The organism is Polaromonas sp. P1_G4 (assembly GCF_056405475.1).
Genome location: NZ_JBFUCA010000929.1, coordinates 1 through 913, shown reverse-complemented (window position 1 = coordinate 913; position 913 = coordinate 1). Strand labels below are relative to the sequence as shown.

The 913-nt window shown below is 63.5% G+C and carries 1 protein-coding gene; it reads left to right on the top strand.

Annotation, left to right across the window (positions count from 1 at the left end; genetic code table 11):
- Positions 1 to 90: 90 nt before the first annotated feature.
- A partial coding sequence (locus AC1D1X_RS24520) for a saccharopine dehydrogenase family protein (protein ID WP_477699516.1) occupies positions 91 to 913 on the top strand: 823 nt, incomplete at its 3' end.

Genomic DNA, 913 nt, shown 5'->3' with positions numbered 1-913 from the left:
ATTTGTATAAATTGATACTACCAACCGCCGGTACTGCGTTCCACAATCACTCAACGCCCCTCGCTTGGAGGGGCCCCCAAAGGAGCTGATATGAAAAAAATCATGGTGGTAGGCGCAGGCAAAATCGGCTCAACCATTGCCGCCCTGCTGGGCGCCAGCCAGGACTATGCGGTCACGGTGGTGGATGCATCACAGGCCGCACTGGCAGGCATGAAGGCCAGCGCCGGGGTTCAATTAAAAGTGCTGGACGTCACCGACCCTGTCGCCCTGCGCGCGGAGCTTGAAGGGCAGTTTGCGGTGCTCAGTGCGGCGCCGTTTCATCTCACCACGTCCATTGCCGAAGCTGCCGTGGCAGCCGGTGTGCACTACCTGGATCTGACCGAAGACGTGGCCAGCACGCGGCGCGTACGTGAACTGGCCGCCACCGCGCGCTCGGCGCTGATCCCGCAGTGCGGCCTGGCGCCGGGCTTTGTGTCCATCGTGGCGGCCGACCTGTGCCGGCGGTTTGACAGCCTGCACAGCGTGCGCATGCGCGTGGGCGCCCTGCCCCAGTACCCGTCGAACGCGCTGAACTACAACCTGACCTGGAGCACCGACGGCGTCATCAACGAGTACTGCGAGCCCTGCGAAGCCATTGTGGAAGGCGTGCTGCGCGAGGTGCCGCCGCTGGCCGAGCACGAGGAGTTTTCGCTCGACGGCGTGACCTACGAGGCCTTCAATACTTCAGGCGGCTTGGGCACCTTGTGCGAGACGCTTCAAAGCAAGGTCACCAACCTCAACTACAAGACCATCCGCTACCCCGGCCACGCGGCCATCATGAAGGCCCTGCTCAACGACCTGCGCCTGCGCGACCGCCGCGGTGTGCTCAAGGACATCCTGGAAAACGCCCTGCCCACGACGATGCAGGACGTGG